Origin of the sequence: Nocardia sp. NPDC058497, assembly GCF_042720195.1 — a bacterium.
GTDB lineage: Bacteria > Actinomycetota > Actinomycetes > Mycobacteriales > Mycobacteriaceae > Nocardia.
The window spans coordinates 1-1,462 of sequence record NZ_JBHXMY010000307.1; the positions used below are offsets into that span (position 1 = coordinate 1).

The 1,462-nt window shown below is 69.8% G+C and carries 1 protein-coding gene; it reads right to left on the bottom strand.

Annotated features, from left to right (window positions below; translation table 11 throughout):
* Positions 1–1,462: PHP domain-containing protein (locus ACFWPJ_RS20075; RefSeq protein WP_378853445.1), on the bottom strand; the 1,462-nt coding region annotated here is incomplete at both ends.

Genomic DNA, 1,462 nt, shown 5'->3' on the forward strand with positions numbered 1-1,462 from the left:
ATCGGCCGATCGCAGATCACGATGCCACCGGAGTGGATGCCCAGATGACGCGGCAGGCCGTCGAGTTCACCGGCGAGTTCGAGCACCGGCGCCGGGATATCGGTGCCGGTCTCCGCCGACACCCCGGACCAGCGGCTCACCTGCTTGCTCCACGCGTCCTGCTGACCCGGTGAGAAGCCCAGTGCCCGTGCGGCATCGCGCACCGAGGACTTACCGCGATAGGTGATCACATTGGCCACCTGGGCGGCGTAGTCACGGCCGTACTTGGCGTAGACGTGCTGGATGGCTTCCTCGCGCCGGTCGGATTCGATGTCGACGTCGATGTCGGGCGGTCCGTCGCGCTCCGGCGAGAGGAACCGTTCGAACAGCAGTTTGTTGCCCACCGGGTCCACATTGGTGATGCCGATGGCGTAGCAGACCGCGGAGTTGGCCGCTGAGCCCCTGCCCTGACACAGGATGTCGTTGTCCTTGCAGAACTGGACGATGTCGTGCACCACCAGGAAGTAGCCGGGGAACGTCATCTTCTCGATCACCGCGAGCTCGTGCTCGATCTGCCGGTACGCCTGCGGATTCCGCTCCGGTGGGCCGTAGCGCTCGGCGGCGCCGCGCAGGGTCAGCTCGCGCAGCCACGAGTCCTCGTCATGCTCGGGTGGCACGTCGAACGGAGGCAGCTTCGGGGCGATCAGGCGCAGGTCGAACGCGCATTCCCGGGCCAGGCTCACGGCATCGGCCACCGCCTGCGGGTGGTCGGCGAACAGCCGCGCCATCTCCGCACCCGAGCGCAGATGCGCACCGCCGGTGGGCGCGAGCCAGCCCGCCATCTCGTCGAGACTGCTCCTTGACCGGATCGCGGCCAGCGCCATCGCGCGACGACGCTGGGACGGGCCGGCGAAGTGCGCACCGGTGGTGGCCAGGACCGGCAGACCGAGGCGATCGGCGAGCGCGATCAGAGACGCGTTGCGTTCGTCGTCGGTGGCGATGCCGTGGTGGGTGAGTTCGACACTGACCCGGTCGTCGCCGAAACGTTCGATCAGATCACGCAGTGCCGCTTCGGCTTTCGGCAGGTGTGTCGCGCCCTCGCGCAGATCCTGCTCCAGCGCGCTGCGCAGGTGGCCCTTCCGGCAGCCGGTGAGAATGTGCCAGTGCCCGCCGGCCGTCGCGGTGAGCGTGTCGAAGTCGTAGCGCAGCACGCCCTTCTCCCCCGCGGCCATGTGCGCGGCGGCCATCTCCCTGGACAGCCGTCGATAGCCCTCTTCACCGCGCGCCAGCACCAGCAGGTGCGGACCGCGCGGATCGGGAGAACCGGTGCGCGGCACGGAATCCGGGGCGCCGACATGGCCGATCGCGTCACTGTCCGCCGCGATGCCCGCGATATCGGCGCGCAGGCCGCCACGGGGAACAGAACGGCGCCCGACCCCAACCCCCCGGGCCCGCGCCCCCGCCCCATCGGGTGCCCGGGACA